Genomic DNA, 15,435 nt, shown 5'->3' with positions numbered 1-15,435 from the left:
TGGCGGATGCGAGTGGTCCACAAGACGGGGTACGCGTACGACGCGCCGGTCACCTCGTCGTACAACGAGGTACGGCTCACGCCCCGCGCGGACAGCCGGCAGACCGTCGTGCTCAACCGGGTCGAGACCACCCCGGCGACACGGTCGTACCGGTACGTCGACTACTGGGGCACGGCGGTGACCGCGTTCGACCTGCACGCGCCGCACACCTCGCTGGAGGTGACCGGACTGTCGGTGGTGGAGACCGAGGAGACCGCGGTGCCCGACGAGGCGATCGGATGGGACGAACTGCGCAGCGAGGAGAACCGGGACCGCTACGACGAGGTGCTGCTGCCGTCGCGGTACGTGCCGGCCGATCGCGGTCTCGCCAGGGTCGCCCGGCAGATCGCCAAGGGTGCCGATCCGGTGGCCGCGGTGCTGGCCGCGGCGCAGTGGGTGCACGACGAGATGTCCTACGTCCCCGGCACGACGGGGGTGCACACCTCGGCCGTGCAGGCCTTCGAGGAACGCGAGGGGGTCTGCCAGGACTATGCGCACCTGACGCTGCTCCTGCTGCGCGGCATGGGAATTCCCAGCCGGTACGTGTCGGGATACCTGCATCCGACGGCCGCTGCCCCCGTCGGGGCGACCGTCGCGGGGGAGTCGCACGCGTGGGTCGAGGCCTGGACCGGTTCGTGGTGGGGTTACGACCCGACCAACGCCACGGTCGTCGGTGAACAGCACGTGTCCGTCGGTACCGGCCGGGACTACGCGGACGTGCCGCCGCTGAAGGGCATCTACTCCGGCGGCGGTTCGACGGCACTCGACGTTGTTGTGGAGGTCACCCGGCTTGCGTAGTGTCCGCTGTGTCTTGTTGCGGTAGTGCTGTGCGGCCTGTGAGCCCGTCTTCGACCCGCGGTGCTCGCCAGTGCCGAAGTTCGACACATCGGATCCGGTCCCGCGGGACCGCACGACGCGAGGTGGGCGCATGACGAACGAACGCGAGACGGGCCACGAGGGCCGGGCGGCGGACCGGGCACCCGGGGCCGCCGAGCACGAGACCGAGCACGAGACCGCGCTCGAGGCCGTGGAGAAGGACGAATTCTCGGACGCCAAGAAGTACGCCGCGGAGGCGATCGGCACGTTCGTGCTGGTCTTCTCCGCGGTCGGCACGGCGGTGTTCGCCGGGGACAAGGTCGGCAATCTCGGCGTCGCGCTGGCGTTCGGGCTGACCCTGCTGTTCCTCGTCTACGCCATCGGGCCGATCTCCGGATGCCATGTGAACCCGGCGGTGACGGTCGGCCAGCTCGCGATCGGCCAGGTCACCCTCAAGCGGGCGGTGTTCTACGTCGTGGCCCAGGTCCTCGGCGGCCTCGTCGCGGGCGTGACGATCTACTCGGTGGCGCAGTCGCTGCCCACCTACGACCGGGCCGCGCAGGGGCTCGGCGCCAACGGCTGGGGCCCGCACAGCCCGTCGGCGGTGGAGGGCCCGCTCGGCGGTGTGCTCGTCGAGGGTTACGGGATCGGGGCGACCATGGTCGTCGAGGTGCTGCTGACCGCGCTGCTGGTGTTCGTGGTGCTCGCCGCGACGGACCAGGCCTCGGACGTCCTGCTGGCCGGGGTGTCGATCGGATTCACCCTGGCGGTGATCCACCTGGTCTCGATCCCGATCGACAACACCTCGGTCAATCCGGCGCGGAGCATCGCGGTCGCGCCGTACCAGGACGGCGCGCTCGGACAGCTCTGGCTGTTCATCCTGTTCCCGCTGATCGGCGGCGCCCTCGGGGCGCTGGTCTACCGGTCGCTGTTCGGGCGGTTCGCCGGATTGCGGCCGTCCACGGCGCGGGTGGCGGGCGCCCGCCGGCGGTAAGGCGAGGGCCGGCTACTGCCAGCCGTACTCGGCGCGAAGGCGCGCGGCGACCTGCTCGAACCGGGCCCGGTCGAGCACCGCGCCTTCGCGCCGGATGCCTTCCTCGGGCACGTCCAGCACGCGGTCCAGGCGGACCCAGCTGGGCCGGCTGCCCGCGTCCCAGTTGCCGTTGCCCAGCGCCAGCCAGTCGCGGTGACCGTCCCGGTCGTTGTTCGACGACAGCATCAGGCCGAGCAGGGTGCCACCGTTGCGTCCGACGACGAGCACGGGCCGGTCCTTGCCCTGGGTCGCGTCCTCCTCGTAGGCCACCCACGTCCACACGATCTCGCCGGGGTCCGCGCGGCCGTCGAGGTCGGGGGCGTAGGCGATCCGCCGGGCGCGCTGCGCGGTGGGAGCGGTGTGGGAGGTCACCGGGCGGCCGGGCTTCGGGACCGGCCGGGCGGTGCCGGCGGCACCGGAGCCGAGCGCGGTCCGGGCCCGGTCGAGGGCGCCGGAGCGCTGCACCTGCTCGAGCAATCGCGGTCCCTGCTCGACCGCGAGCCGTCCCAGTTGCCTGCCCAGTTTCTTCCATGTGCCAGCCACGTCGGCGAGCTTAGCGGCGTGCGGGGCCGCGCAGGTGCGGCCGCGGGACCGGACCCGCCGCGACTTGGATATTCTGCAGGGGTGACCGCGTCCCGCCAGGGCCGCTGCCCGTCCGAGTCAGGAGCCCGACATCAGCACCTTCGCCGACACCACGTTCACGGACCCCGCGAAGATCCGGAACTTCTGCATCATCGCGCACATCGACCACGGCAAGTCGACGCTCGCGGACCGCATGCTGCAGCTCACCGGTGTGGTCGAGGAGCGCCAGATGCGGGCCCAGTACCTCGACCGGATGGACATCGAGCGCGAGCGCGGGATCACCATCAAGGCCCAGAACGTGCGGCTGCCGTGGCAGGTCGACGGCGAGGACTACGTGATGCACCTCATCGACACGCCCGGGCACGTGGACTTCACGTACGAGGTCTCCCGTGCGCTCGAGGCATGCGAGGGCGCGGTGCTCCTCGTCGACGCCGCCCAGGGCATCGAGGCGCAGACCCTCGCGAACCTCTACCTCGCTCTCGACAAGGATCTGACGGTCATCCCGGTCCTGAACAAGATCGATCTGCCCGCGGCCGACCCGGACCGCTACGCCGCCGAGCTCGCCCACATCGTCGGCTGCGAGCCCGAGGACGTGCTGCGCGTGTCGGGCAAGACCGGCGTGGGCGTGCCGGAACTGCTCGACGAGGTGATCCGGCAGGTGCCGCCGCCGGTCGGCGACCCCGACGCGCCGGCCCGCGCGATGATCTTCGACTCGGTGTACGACACCTACCGCGGCGTCGTCACGTACGTGCGTGTGGTCGACGGCAAGATCGTGCCCCGCGAGAAGATCAAGATGATGTCCACCGGCGCCACCCACGAGCTGCTCGAGGTGGGCATCGTCTCGCCCGAGCCGAAGGCCACCGCCGGTCTCGGCGTCGGCGAGGTCGGCTATCTCATCACCGGCGTGAAGGACGTGCGCCAGTCGAAGGTCGGCGACACCGTCACCTCTGCCCGCGGCGGCGCCGCCGAGCCGCTCACCGGCTACCGCGAGCCCCGCCCGATGGTCTACTCCGGCCTGTACCCGGTGGACGGGTCGGACTACCCCGTCCTGCGCGACGCCCTCGACAAGTTGCAGCTCAACGACGCCGCGCTCACCTACGAACCCGAGACGTCGGTGGCTCTGGGCTTCGGATTCCGGTGCGGCTTCCTCGGCCTGCTGCACATGGAGATCACCCGGGAGCGGCTCGAGCGCGAGTTCGGCCTCGACCTGATCTCCACCGCCCCCAACGTGGTCTACCGCGTGGTGCTCGAGGGCGGGCAGGAGCACATCGTCACCAACCCGTCGGACTGGCCCGAGGGCAAGGCCCGCGAAATCTACGAGCCGATCGTCAAGTGCACGATCATCTCCCCGAGCGAGTTCATCGGTTCGATCATGGAACTGTGCCAGTCGCGGCGCGGCGAGCTCGGCGGCATGGACTATCTGTCCGAGACCCGCGTCGAGCTGCGCTACACCCTGCCGATGGCCGAGATCATCTTCGACTTCTTCGACTCGCTGAAGTCCCGCACCCGCGGCTACGCCAGCCTCGACTACGAGGAGGCCGGCGAGCAGGAAGCCGCGCTGGTGAAGGTGGACATCCTGTTGCAGGGCGAGGCCGTCGACGCGTTCAGTGCGATCGTGCACAAGGACGCGGCGGCCGCGTACGGCAACAAGATGACCACCAAACTCAAGGAGCTCATCCCGCGGCAACAGTTCGAGGTCCCGGTGCAGGCGGCGATCGGGTCGAAGATCATCGCCCGGGAGAACATCCGCGCGATCCGCAAGGACGTGCTCGCCAAGTGCTACGGCGGCGACATCAGCCGCAAACGCAAGCTGCTCGAGAAGCAGAAGGAGGGCAAGAAGCGGATGAAGACGATCGGCCGGGTGGACGTTCCGCAGGAGGCGTTCGTGGCCGCGCTCTCGTCCGAGGCGTCTGCCGACAAGCCGAAGGGGAAGTAGCCCACCGTGCTCGAGACCTGGCTCACGCGCACCCTGGGCGTCACCGTCCCGCTGCTCGGCGCCCCGATGGGAGGCCGCGCCGGCGGCCGGCTGGCCGGCGAGGTGACCCGCGCGGGGGGCCTCGGTCTGATCGGAGCCGCGCGTTACAACACCCCGCAATGGCTGGCGGCCGAGTCGGCGGTGGCCCGCGAACTCGGCGGCGGGCTGCTCGGTTTCGGCCTGATGACGTGGTCGCTGGCCGCCGACGACAGTCTTCTCGACGCGGTGCTGGCCGAACGGCCCCGGGTGGTGTCGCTGTCCTTCGGCGATCCGGCGCCCTATGTGCCGCGCGTGCACGCGGCGGGCGCCCTGGCGATCTCCCAGATCAACACGATCGAGGACCTGCGGATCGTCGAGGCCGCCGGGGTCGACGCGGTCGTCGCGCAGGGACACGAGGCCGGCGGGCACACCGGCCGCATCGCGACGCTGCCGCTCCTGCAGGAGGTGCTCGAATCGACGTCGCTGCCGGTGCTCGCCGCCGGCGGCATCGCGTCCGGACGGGGACTGGCCGCGGTGCTCGCGGCCGGCGCCGAGGGCGCGCTCGTCGGCACCGCGTTGCTGGCGAGCCCCGAGACGGTCGGCCCGGAGTATGCCCGGGACAGGCTCGTCGCGGCGAGCAGCACCGACACCGTCTACACCGACGTCTTCGACCGGGCCCGGCACCAGCCGTGGCCGGCGCGGTGGGGCGGCCGGGCCCTGACGAACGACTACACCGCCGAGTGGCACGGGCGCGGCGCCGACGAGGAGACTCTCGCCGCCGCGTACGACGGCAACGACCCCCGGCTCGGCGTGGTCTACGCGGGCGAGGCGGCCGGACTCGTGCGGGAACAGCGGCCCGCCGGCGAGATCGTCCGCGACATCGCGACCCGCGCGGAGGAACTGCTGCGCCGCTTCGGGTAGCGGGTCAGGGCGCCGGACGCGCGGGCAGGAACTCCCCGGCCGCGATCTGTTCCTCCGCCCGGATCACGTGCACGACCGCGTTGATCTGCGCCAGGTGGGTGAAGGCCTGGGGGAAGTTGCCCAGGTGCCGGCCCGAGCGCGGGTCGATCTCCTCGGCGTAGAGCTTGAGCGGGCTGGCGTAGCCGAGGAGTCGTTCGCACAGGGTGCGGGCCCGTTCCACCTCGCCGATCTCCACCAGGGCGGAGACCAGCCAGAACGAGCAGATCGTGAAGCTGCCCTCCTCGCCGGTCAATCCGTCGTCGGTGGAGTCCACCCGGTATCGCAGGACCAGGCCGTCCTCGGTCAGTTCGTCCTCGATCGCCAGGACCGTCGCCCGCACCCGCGGGTCGTCGGCCGGCAGGAACCGCAGCAGCACGACCAGCAGCGCGGACGCGTCCAGGGAGGGATGACCGTAGCGCTGGGTGAACACCCCGCGCCCGTCGACGCCGTGGGCGAGAATGTCCGCCTTGATCTCGTCGGCGACGGCGTCCCACCGCGCGGCGTGGTCCGGGCGGCCCTGCATGCGCGCCAGTCGCGCGCCGCGGTCGAGGGCGACCCAGCACATCACCTTGGACGAGGTGAAATGCTGCGGCTCTCCCCGGACCTCCCAGATGCCGCGATCGGGCAGGCGCCAGTGGTCCTCGGCCTGGCCGACGAGCCGCTGCACGGCCGGCCAGAAGGTCTGGGGCATGTGCCGGCGGGTCCTCGCGTGCAGGTACACCGAGTCGAGCATGGCGCCCCAGATGTCGTGCTGCGTTTGGTGATACGCATCGTTGCCGATTCGCACCGGACGGGCCCCGTCGTAGCCGCACAGGTGGTCGAGCTGCGATTCGGTGAGCACGCGCTCCCCACCCACGCCGTACATCACCTGCAGCGGCTGCAACCGGCCGTCCTCGCTGCGGGAGGCGTCGGAGATGAACGCGAAGAACGCGTCGGCCTCCCGGTCGAGGCCGAGGGTGTACAGGCCCCACAGTGCGAACGTGGAATCCCGCACCCATGCGTAGCGGTAGTCCCAGTTCCGTTCTCCACCAGGCGTTTCCGGAAGAGACGTGGTGGCCGCCGCGAGCAGGGCGCCGGTCGGTGCGTAGGTCAGGCCCTTGAGGGTCAGGGCGCTGGCCTGCAGGTAACTCCGCCAGGGGTGATCGGGGAAACGGCCCGTGGTGATCCACTCGCGCCAGAAGTCGGCCGTCTCCGCCATTTTCGCGGCGGCTTCCTCGAACGTAGCGGGACACTGCACATCCGACCACGACAGCGCGACGAACGCCTTGTCGCCCTTGACCATCCGGGTGCGTGCCCGGGCCTCGCCGCCCTCGAGCCCGAGCCGGAGGTCGGTGGTGAGCCGCAGTTCGGGATGCTCGCCGGGTTCGCCGCCGGTGCAGAACGCGGTGGCCTCCTCGTACACCTTGCCCGTGTACTCCCAGCGCACCGGGGCGCGGTGGTAGTCGAACGCCGGCGCGCAACTGACGTCGAGTTCCACCGTCCCGCTCACGCAGCGGACGGTGCGCAGCAGAATGTGCTCGGCGTCCCAGTCCGTCGGCGTCCGGGTGTGAGTGCGCGATCGTTCCTGGACGGCGTGCCAGGGCCCCATCACCAGCGCGTCCCGCACCACCATCCATCCCGTCTCGGTCTGCCACGTGGTCTCGAGGATCAGTCCGCCGGGCAGATACCGGCGTGCAGCGGGCACGGTGCGGTCGTGCGGTCCGACGCGGAAGTACCCGGCGCTGCGGTCGAGAATCGCCCCGAACACGCTGGGCGAGTCGGGCCGGGGCAGGCACATCCATTCCACCGCCCCGTTGCGCGCGATGAGGCATGTCGTTTCGCAGTCCGACAGGAACGCGTAGTCGTCGATCGGCGGGTACGGGCTGCGGTGTGGCGGGTGGGAATGCGCGGAGGAGATCCCGGACCCCGGAAACGTCTGTGCCATCACCTCATGATCCCGGCACCCGGCCGTCGGCGTCCACCGAAACGGCGACGACTAGGGTGGGGGCGTGGATCGGGTGGCATCGTGGTGGGACGGCTTCGAGTTGTGGCTGGCCGGCCTTCCCTTCGTCCCGCAGGTCGCGCTGGTGCTGGTCGTCATGGTGCCGTTGTGCGCCGGCGTGGCCTGGCTGCTCGACCGCGCCCTCGCGGGCGTGCTCGCGGCCGTCGGACGCAGAGAGCCGGCCGCGTCCGAACGGAAGACGGAGGATCGCTGACATGCCACGCTCGCGCGTGACCCTGGCCCTGCTGGCCCTGCTCGTTCTCGTCGTCGTGGCCTGGCTGCTGACCCGCTGACCCTGCGCCGGAGGTACGTCGTGAAATCTCTTCCGGGCCGGCGCGTCGCGGCGCTCGCCTCGATCGCGGCCGTCGTGCTCACCGCGTGTTCGGCCGGCTCCGGCGATCGCGGCGACGCGGCCGAGGCCGCCTCCGGGCCCACCGTCGACCTGTACGCCCACGAGGGTGCCCGGGCGGCGCTGGACACGGTGATCGCCGCGTTCGGCGCCACCGAGGCCGGCGAGGACGTCCGGTTCGACGTCGCGTCCGGTCCGTCCGCGCAGCAGGCCGTCGCCGTCGTGGACGGCGCCTCGGCCGATTTCGTCACCTTCGCATCGGTGCCGGACCTGACCGGCCTCGTCGACGCGGGACTCGTCGACCCGGACTGGAACGCGGGAGCGTACCGGGGAGTCCCGTACGGGTCCGTCGTCACGATGGTCGTGCGGGAGGGCAATCCGCGGGGTGTGGCGGGCTGGGACGATCTGCTCGCGCCCGGTCTCGAGGTGATCACCCCCGACCCGTCGGCCTCCGGTGCGGCGAAGCTGAACCTGCTCGCCGCGTACGCCGCGACGAGCGACGGCGGTGCCGATCCGCAGGCGGGGCTGGACTACCTCGCCGCGCTCGTCGGTGACCACGTCGAAACCTCGCCCGCGAGCGGCGAAGAGGCCGTGGAGGCGTTCGTGCAGGGTGCCGGCGACGTGCTGCTCCTCTCGGAACAGGAGGCGTTGCGGCTCGAGCGCGACGGCGCCGCCGTCCGGCGTGTCCCCCTGACCACCACTCTCCGGATCGACAGCCCCGCCGCGGTGATCGACAACGCACCCGACGTGCGGGCGGCCCAGGAGTTCAACGACTTCCTCTACACCGGGGAGGCGCAACGGCTGTGGGCGGCGGCCGGATTCCGGCCCGCCGACCCGGGTGCCGCACGCGAGTTCGCCGACGACTTCCCGGCTCCCGAAAGACTGTGGACCGTCGAGGATCTCGGTGGCTGGAGCACGGTCGACGCCGAGCTGTTCCGGCCCGGTACCGGCAGCATCGCCGTGATCTACGCCGACGCGGCGAACTAGGGCGACGGAGCCGGGGATCCGCGCGCCCTGCGGACTGCTGCGCTCGAAATTCCTTGCGCGACCGGAGGTCACGGCCGCATGCGTCACTCGCGGCAGATGAGTACCGGGCAGCGGGAGTGATGGAGCAGGCCCTGGCCGGTGGAGCCGAGCAGAGCCGACGCGATCGTGCTGCGACCGTGGCTGCCCACCGCGACGAGTTGCGCGTCGATGGAACGCTCGATGAGGGCCACCATCGCGCCGCGGCGCTCGAGCTCCGTCCGCAGCTCGACGTCGGGATACCGCTCGCGCCAGCCGGCCAGGCTCTCCGCGAGGTCGGCGACCTTCTGCTCCGCGTACGTCGTCCAGTCGACGAAGCGGGCGGACTCGTCGTAGCCCCGCAGGGTCGACTGCTCGGTCCATGCGTGCACGGCGATCAGCGGTACGCCGAGGAACGACGCGAACTCGAACGCATGCTCGATGGCAGCGTTGCTCAACGCGCTGCCGTCGACGCCGACGACGACCGGCCGGGTGTCCACCTCCTCGTGATCGCCCTCGCCCCGCCACGCCACGACCGGGCAACGGGCGTGGTTGGCGACGCGGACGACGTCGGAGCCGGCGAACATCGAGCGCAGTTCGCCGGTCGTGGTCCGGCCCACCACCAGCAGGCGGGCGGTCTTCGACAGTTCGACGAGGGTCTTCGCCGGCGGTCCCGGCCGGCTGCTGCATTCGATCGTGACGTCCGTGCGGCCGTCGAGCGCCGCCCGGCGGGCGCGTTCGAGCAGCCGTTCGCTGTCGGCCTGCAGGAGCTTGGCGAACTCCTCCTTGGATCTGCCGCCGGTCGCGCTCGGCGCATCGGGCAGCACGTTGACGAGGTGCAGCGGCTCGCGGAAGATCCGGGCGGCAGATGCGGCCCAGTGGGCCGCGGAGAACGAGCCGTCCGAACCGTCGATGCCGACTACGATCCCGTGCCGAATCGGTGCTGTGGCCATGACGATGCCTCCTTGCCTCGACTCCAGTCTGTCCCGATAGGACCGGCGTGCGCCAGAGGCAATCGGTGGTTGTCAGGCGATGTGGCGCGCGGCGGTCCCGGCGTGCACGAGCGACTGCCGGTAGCGCTCGTCGATCACGAGCCCGACGGAATCGGAGGCCGCGAGGGTGGTGGCGCAGCTGACCTCGGGGAACGCCGCCCGGGCGGCGGCGACGGCGCGGTCCCACAGCAGGCCGGGGGCGAGCATCCACGGCGCGAGCACGAGGGTGGTGGCGCCGGCGGCGCGCAGGGCCGCCAGGGCGTCGACGACGGTCGGTGCCGCGGCGGTGGCGAAGCACGTCCGGCCCCACGCCCACGACGTGCCCCGCAGCAGGCGCGGGGTGATCGCGTCGGTGGCGGCGTTGGCGTCGTGGCGGCGGGATCCGACCGCGCACAGCGCGACGCCCACCGTCGGGTCGGTCCGGGAGACACCGGTGGCGGCGATCGCCTCGCGGGCCGCCGCGACGAGACGGTCGTCGGCGCCGAGGACGTCCGCCTGGATCACGTCGAGAAGCGGGTGCCGGGCGCGGGCCTCGGCGAGCAGCGCGGGCAGATCCACGCGGGCGTGGAAGGCGCTGCCCAGCAGCAACGGGACCACCACCACGCGGCGGTGTCCCTCGGCGGCGAGGGCGTCGACGACCTGCCCCACCGACGGGGTGTTCAGGTCCAGGAACGCAAGCCGCACGTCCCGGCCCGGGTGGCGTTCCCGCAGCGCCGCGAGCACGGCAGCCATGGCGCGCGCCGAGCGCGGGTCACGGCTGCCGTGCGCGACGGCGACGAGCGGGATCATGCGGGGACGCGGTCCCCGAGTTCGATCTCGGCGAGGCTGTTGCCCACCAGGCCCGCCGCGAGGGTGTTGCCGCCCGCGGGATCGATGAGCAGGAAGCTGCCCGTGCGCCGGTTGACCTTGTAGTCGTCGGCCGCGATGGGCTCGGCGACCCGGACGGTGATGCGGGCGATCTCGTTGAGCTCGAGCGACTCGGGGGTGGGAACCGAGGTCAGGGTCTGCTCGTCGAAGCGCTCCTCGAGCGTCCCGACGATCGCCTGCGTCGTGCGAGTGCCGTGCTTGAGCAGCAGCCGGGCACCGGGCCGCAGCGGCTTCTCCGCCAGCCAGCACACCGTCGCCTCGAACTGGCCGATCGGTTCCGGGGCGGCGGCCGGGGCGGCGATGACGTCGCCGCGGGAGACGTCCACGTCATCCGCGAGGATCAGCGTGACGCTGCGGCCGGCGTGCGCGACGTCGAGCTCGCCGTCGGCGGTGTCGATCCGCTCGATCGTGGTCCGGGTGCCCGCGGGCAGGATCACGACCTCGTCGCCGGGACGGACACTGCCCGCCGCGACCTGTCCGGCGTAGCCGCGGTAGTCCGGGAACTCGGCGGTGCGGGGCCGGATCACGTACTGGACCGGGAACCGCAGCCCGATCTCGTGACGGCCGTGGACGTCGGCGTCGACCGGGACGGACTCGAGGTGCTCGATGAGCGTCGGACCGTCGTAGTACGGCGTGTTCTCCGAACGGACCGCGACGTTGTCCCCGTGCAGGGCGGAGACCGGGATCTCCTGCACGTCCTCCGGGGACCAGCCGAGCGACCGGGTCAGGGCGTTGAACTGGTCGCAGATGTCGGCGAACACGCGCGCCGGGTCGTCGACCAGGTCGATCTTGTTGACCGCCAGGACGAGCTTGGGCACGCCGAGCAGCGCGAGGACGGCGGCGTGCTTGCGGGTCTGCGCGATCACGCCCTTGCGGGCGTCGACGAGCAGCACCACGAGCTGGGCGGTGGACGCACCCGAGACGGTGTTGCGGGTGTACTGCACGTGTCCCGGGGTGTCCGCGAGCACGAAGCTGCGCCGGGGTGTGGCGAAGTAGCGGTACGCGACGTCGATGGTGATGCCCTGTTCGCGCTCGGCGCGCAGGCCGTCGACGAGCAGGGACAGGTCGGGGGTGTCGAGACCCTTGTCGACCGAGGCGCGGGTGACCGCGTCGATCTGGTCGGCCAGCACGGACTTGGTGTCGTACAGCAGCCGGCCCACGAGGGTGGACTTGCCGTCGTCGACGCTGCCGGCGGTGGCGAGTCGAAGGAGGTCGCTCATGATCAGAAATATCCCTCTCGCTTGCGGTCCTCCATGGCCGCTTCGGAAACGCGGTCGTCGCCGCGGGTCGCCCCGCGCTCGGTGAGCCGCGACGCGGCGACCTCGGCGAGGATCGCCTCGTTGTCGGCGGCCTCGGACAGGATCGCGCCGGTGGTGGAGCCGTCGCCGACCGTGCGGTAGCGCACCGACCGGACCTCGAGTTCCTCACCCTCGGCCGGGCCGCCCCAGACGCCGGGCGTCATCCACATGCCGTCGCGCCGGTACACCGGGCGCTGGTGGGCGTAGTAGATGCCGGCGAGTTCGACGTTGTCCCGGGCGATGTACCGCCAGATGTCGAGCTCGGTGAAGTTGCTCAGCGGGAAGACCCGCACGTGCTCGCCGGGGGCGTGCCGGCCGTTGTACAGGTTCCACAGCTCGGGCCGCTGCCGCTTGGGATCCCACTGGCCGAAGGCGTTGCGCAGCGAGAAGATCCGCTCCTTGGCGCGGGAGCGCTCCTCGTCGCGGCGGCCGCCGCCGAACACCGCGTCGAAGCGGTTCTCGGCGATGGCGTCGAGCAGCGGCACCGTCTGCAGCGGATTGCGGATCCCGTCGGGCCGCTCGGTGAGGCGGCCGTCGGCGAGGTAGTCCTCGACCTTCGCCACGTGCAGCCGCAGCCCGTACTTCTCGACGACGTGGTCGCGGAACTCGAGGACCTCGGGAAGGTTGTGCCCGGTGTCGACGTGCAGCAGCGCGAACGGCAGCGGCGCGGGCCAGAAGGCCTTGAGCGCCAGATGCAGCAGGACCGTCGAGTCCTTGCCGCCCGAGAACAGGATCACCGGGCGCTCGAATTCGCCGGCGACCTCGCGGAAGACGTGGATCGCTTCGGACTCGAGCGCGTCGAGGGTGTCGAACCTGTCGCCGTCCGACTTGCGCCGGGATTCGGAGAAATTCGTGTCGATGAGTGTCATGAGGCGTGCAACCCGCATTCGATCTTGGCTCGGCCGGCCCACCGTCCGCTGCGCGGATCGGCTCCGGGTAGTGGTTTGGCGGTGCAGGGGGCGCACCCGATGGACGGATAGCCCTCGTCGACCAGGGGATTGACGAGGATCCCGTGCTCGTCGATGTAGTTCTGCATGTCCTCGTCGGACCACGCGGCGATCGGGTTGATCTTCACCAGCCCGAAGGCATCGTCGAAGGAGATCAGCGGGGCGTTGGCCCGGGTGGGGGCCTCCACCCGGCGGATGCCGGTGACCCACGCCTGATAGCCCTTCAGGGTCTCCTTCAGCGGCACCACCTTCCGCAGGCGGCAGCACTCGTTGGGGTCCCGCGCGAACAGATCCTTGCCGAGCAGTGCGTCCTGCTCGGCCACCGTCTGCTGCGCCTTGGCCTCGACCAGGTTGACGCCGTACACCTGCGCCACGGCGTCACGGGTGCCGAGGGTCTCCGCGAAGTGGTAACCGGTGTCGAGGAACAGCACGTCCACGCCGGGATGCACCTGCGCCGCGAGGTGCACGAGCACCCCGTCCTGCATGTTCGACGCCACGATGTACGAGTCGCCGAAGTTCTCCTCGGTCCACTGCAGCAGTTCCCGCGCCGAGGCGCCGTCGAGAGTGGCCGCCCCCTGCGCGGCCAGCTCCCTCAGTTCCTCCGTTGTCCGTGTCGTGGTCACGTTCCGTCCTTCGATCGTCTGCTCCCCGGTCATCGCAAATCGGCCTCGTCCGCGCGCAGCACCCACTGCGAGAAGCGTTCTCCCGCAGTGCGGTGCTTGACGAAGTTGCGCACCACGCGCTCGATGTAGTCGCCCATCTCGGCGCTGGTCACCTTGTGCTGGCGCAGCTTGCGGCCGAACGCGGCATCCATGCCGAGCGTCCCGCCGAGGTGCACCTGGAAACCCTCCACCTGGTTGCCGTCCCCGTCGTCGACGAGCTGGCCCTTGAAGCCGATGTCGGCGACCTGCGAACGCGCGCACGAGTTGGGGCAGCCGTTGATGTTGATCGTCACCGGAACGTCCAGCTGGGCGTTGATGTCGGCGAGGCGCTGCTCGAGCTCGGGCACCAGCGCCTGCGAGCGCTTGCGGGTCTCGACGAACGAGAGCTTGCAGAACTCGATGCCCGTGCAGGCCATCAGGTTCTTGCGCCACGGCGTCGGGTTCGCGGGCAGGCCCAGTTCGCCGAGGTCGGCGATCAGCTGATCGACCTTCTCGTCGGCGACGTCGAGCACGATGAGCTTCTGGTACGGCGTGAAGCGGATGCGATCGGATCCGGCCTTCTCGGCCGCGTCGGCGACGGCGGCGAGGATCGTGCCGGAGGCCCGGCCCGCGATGGGGGCGACGCCGACCGCGTTGAGCCCGTTGCGCAGCTTCTGCACGCCCACGTGGTCGATCGGGCGCGCCGGCTTCTCCGGCGCGGGTCCGTCCAGCAGCGGCCGCTTCAGGTATTCCGTTTCGAGAACGTCCCGGAACTTCTCGACGCCCCAGTCCTTGATCAGGAACTTCAGCCGCGCCTTCGAGCGCAGGCGGCGGTAGCCGTAGTCGCGGAAGACCGACACGACGGCCTCCCACACGTCGGGCACCTCGGCGAGCGGGATCCACGCGCCGACCCGTTGCGCCAGCATCGGATTCGTCGACAGGCCGCCGCCGACCCACAGGTCGAAGCCGGGGCCGTGCTCGGGGTGGTTCACGCCGACGAACGCGACGTCGTTGATCTCGTGCACCACGTCCTGCTGACCGGAGATCGCGGTCTTGAACTTGCGCGGCAGGTTCGAGTACTTCGGGTCGCCGATGTAGCGGCGGACGATCTCCTCGACCGCCGGTGTGCCGTCGATGATCTCGTCGAGGGACTCGCCGGCGAGGGGGGAACCGAGCACCACGCGGGGGCAGTCGCCGCACGCCTCGGTGGTCTTCAGGCCGACGGATTCGAGACGGCGCCAGATCTCCGGGACGTTCTCGACCTCGATCCAGTGGTACTGGACGTTCTCGCGGTCCGACAGGTCGGCGGTGTCGCGAGCGAACTCGGTCGAGATCCCCGCGATCGTGCGCAACTGCGCGAGGTTCAGGGCGCCGCCGTCGCAGCGCACCCGCATCATGAAGTACTTCGCCTCGAGCAGATCGATGTTCTCGTCGCCGGTGTAGGTGCCGTCGTAGCCCTGTTCGCGCTGCGTGTACAGGCCCCACCAGCGGAAGCGGTTGCGCAGGTCGCTCCGGTCGATTCCGTCGAATCCCGTGTGCGCATAGATGTCTTCGATGCGCCGGCGCACGTTGAGCGGGTTGTCGTCCTTCTTGACCTGCTCGTTGGGGTTGAGCGGCTCACGGTAGCCGAGGGCCCACTGGCCCTCCGCGCGCTGCTTGGCGGGCCGGGCCGGGCGGCGGCGGGCCGCGGCGGTTTCGGTCGTATCGCCGGCGGGGGAGACGTCGGTGGTCGACGACATACGGGTACTCCTGGAGTTCGCGAGGGACCGGATCGGGATCGGCAGGGCGGGCTGAGCCCGGCGCGGACATGCCTCGACCCGGCGGGAAGCGGGGGCTGCCGGGGGTGGGGCCGACTATCGACAGTCGGCGCAGAAACCGGCGGTGCAGGACAGACACCGCGATGCACAGACACGCTTGAGGTCGACGTGGCGTCGCGCCACGAGTCGCACTCCGGGTCCGGTCATGCGGACCATT

General features: G+C 70.9%; 14 protein-coding genes. 6 read left to right on the top strand and 8 right to left on the bottom strand.

What is annotated here, in order from left to right; translation table 11 throughout:
• The first annotated feature begins 6 nt into the window (after nucleotides 1–6).
• Together HFP48_RS16705 and HFP48_RS16700 are read left to right on the top strand one after the other, a co-directional pair.
• Complete coding sequence (locus HFP48_RS16705) at nucleotides 7–837, top strand: transglutaminase family protein (protein ID WP_029544370.1); 831 nt, start codon at nucleotides 7–9, stop codon at nucleotides 835–837.
• 130 nt (nucleotides 838–967) lie between these two features.
• Nucleotides 968–1,849 carry an aquaporin gene (locus HFP48_RS16700; RefSeq protein WP_029544368.1) on the top strand — a complete coding sequence of 294 codons (882 nt, stop codon included), beginning with the start codon at nucleotides 968–970 and terminating at the stop codon, nucleotides 1,847–1,849.
• Nucleotides 1,850–1,861: 12 nt separating this feature from the next.
• Here the strand turns inward: HFP48_RS16700 and HFP48_RS16695 are convergent, their stop codons facing one another.
• Nucleotides 1,862–2,431, bottom strand: coding sequence for a type II toxin-antitoxin system PemK/MazF family toxin (locus tag HFP48_RS16695; protein ID WP_168579775.1), 570 nt, complete (start codon nucleotides 2,429–2,431; stop codon nucleotides 1,862–1,864).
• A 187-nt stretch (nucleotides 2,432–2,618) separates the two neighbouring features.
• Between HFP48_RS16695 and lepA the strand changes: the two genes are divergently transcribed.
• Nucleotides 2,619–4,406, top strand: a complete 1,788-nt coding sequence (gene lepA, locus HFP48_RS16690) for a translation elongation factor 4 (RefSeq protein ID WP_230304568.1) — start codon at nucleotides 2,619–2,621, stop codon at nucleotides 4,404–4,406.
• 6 nt (nucleotides 4,407–4,412) lie between these two features.
• Nucleotides 4,413–5,345 carry a nitronate monooxygenase gene (locus tag HFP48_RS16685; protein ID WP_168579774.1) on the top strand — a complete coding sequence of 311 codons (933 nt, stop codon included), beginning with the start codon at nucleotides 4,413–4,415 and terminating at the stop codon, nucleotides 5,343–5,345.
• 4 nt (nucleotides 5,346–5,349) lie between these two features.
• Here HFP48_RS16685 and HFP48_RS16680 read toward each other — a convergent pair whose 3' ends face one another.
• The gene (locus HFP48_RS16680) at nucleotides 5,350–7,308 is read right to left on the bottom strand and encodes a glycoside hydrolase family 15 protein (RefSeq protein ID WP_168579773.1); all 1,959 of its coding nucleotides are present in this window, start codon (nucleotides 7,306–7,308) and stop codon (nucleotides 5,350–5,352) included.
• A gap of 64 nt (nucleotides 7,309–7,372) precedes the next feature.
• On the opposite strand from HFP48_RS16680, the gene HFP48_RS16675 reads away from it, so the two are divergent.
• Together HFP48_RS16675 and HFP48_RS16670 are read left to right on the top strand one after the other, a co-directional pair.
• A complete protein-coding gene (locus tag HFP48_RS16675) occupies nucleotides 7,373–7,579 on the top strand; it encodes a hypothetical protein (protein WP_006933801.1) in 207 nt (68 codons plus the stop codon).
• A gap of 99 nt (nucleotides 7,580–7,678) precedes the next feature.
• Entirely contained in the window at nucleotides 7,679–8,701 is a 1,023-nt protein-coding gene (locus HFP48_RS16670; RefSeq protein ID WP_168579772.1) for an extracellular solute-binding protein, read from the top strand.
• A gap of 83 nt (nucleotides 8,702–8,784) precedes the next feature.
• Here the strand turns inward: HFP48_RS16670 and HFP48_RS16665 are convergent, their stop codons facing one another.
• The 6 genes from HFP48_RS16665 to HFP48_RS16640 all read right to left on the bottom strand — a co-directional run bounded on the left by HFP48_RS16665 (nucleotide 8,785) and on the right by HFP48_RS16640 (nucleotide 15,200).
• The gene (locus tag HFP48_RS16665; protein ID WP_168579771.1) at nucleotides 8,785–9,669 is read right to left on the bottom strand and encodes a universal stress protein; all 885 of its coding nucleotides are present in this window, start codon (nucleotides 9,667–9,669) and stop codon (nucleotides 8,785–8,787) included.
• Nucleotides 9,670–9,741: 72 nt separating this feature from the next.
• On the bottom strand, nucleotides 9,742–10,497 hold the full coding sequence (locus HFP48_RS16660; protein WP_168579770.1) for a CbiX/SirB N-terminal domain-containing protein: 756 nt from the start codon (nucleotides 10,495–10,497) through the stop codon (nucleotides 9,742–9,744).
• Nucleotides 10,494–11,795 carry a GTP-binding protein gene (locus HFP48_RS16655; RefSeq protein ID WP_006933807.1) on the bottom strand — a complete coding sequence of 434 codons (1,302 nt, stop codon included), beginning with the start codon at nucleotides 11,793–11,795 and terminating at the stop codon, nucleotides 10,494–10,496. Before HFP48_RS16655 ends, HFP48_RS16660 begins: the two co-directional genes overlap by 4 nt.
• Nucleotides 11,796–11,797: 2 nt before the next feature.
• The gene (gene cysD / locus HFP48_RS16650) at nucleotides 11,798–12,742 is read right to left on the bottom strand and encodes a sulfate adenylyltransferase subunit CysD (protein WP_006933809.1); all 945 of its coding nucleotides are present in this window, start codon (nucleotides 12,740–12,742) and stop codon (nucleotides 11,798–11,800) included.
• Nucleotides 12,739–13,476, bottom strand: coding sequence for a phosphoadenylyl-sulfate reductase (locus HFP48_RS16645; protein ID WP_006933811.1), 738 nt, complete (start codon nucleotides 13,474–13,476; stop codon nucleotides 12,739–12,741). Before HFP48_RS16645 ends, cysD begins: the two co-directional genes overlap by 4 nt.
• Nucleotides 13,473–15,200 (bottom strand): nitrite/sulfite reductase, encoded by a 1,728-nt coding sequence (locus HFP48_RS16640; protein ID WP_168579769.1) that lies wholly within the window; start codon nucleotides 15,198–15,200, stop codon nucleotides 13,473–13,475. Before HFP48_RS16640 ends, HFP48_RS16645 begins: the two co-directional genes overlap by 4 nt.
• Between the last annotated feature and the right edge of the window lie 235 nt (nucleotides 15,201–15,435).

The organism is Rhodococcus sp. DMU1 (genome assembly GCF_012272955.1).
Taxonomy (GTDB): domain Bacteria; phylum Actinomycetota; class Actinomycetes; order Mycobacteriales; family Mycobacteriaceae; genus Rhodococcus; species Rhodococcus aetherivorans.
This window is presented reverse-complemented; position numbering and strand designations above follow the sequence as displayed.